Annotated in this window: 1 rRNA gene; it reads left to right on the top strand. The window is 49.8% G+C overall.

Going from position 1 to position 249, the window contains the following annotated elements:
* Window positions 1-249 (top strand): 23S ribosomal RNA (locus MWU49_RS17705); the annotation flags it as partial.

The raw sequence follows: 249 nt of genomic DNA, 5'->3' as shown, positions 1-249 counted from the left end.
TTGGCAGCCAGAGGCGATGAAGGACGTTGTAGCCTGCGATAAGCTCCGGTTAGGTGGCAAACAACTGTTTGACCCGGAGATTTCCGAATGGGGAAACCCACCTGTCATAAGGCAGGTATCACATGCTGAATACATAGGTATGTGAAGCGAACGAGGGGAACTGAAACATCTAAGTACCCTTAGGAACAGAAATCAATTGAGATTCCGTCAGTAGCGGCGAGCGAACGCGGATTAGCCCTTAAGCTTGTG

This window comes from Alcanivorax sp. S6407 (assembly GCF_023016115.1).
In the GTDB taxonomy this organism is placed as follows: domain Bacteria; phylum Pseudomonadota; class Gammaproteobacteria; order Pseudomonadales; family Alcanivoracaceae; genus Alcanivorax.
The sequence above is the reverse complement of the archived record's forward strand: the minus strand, read 5'-3'. Positions and strand labels throughout refer to the sequence as shown.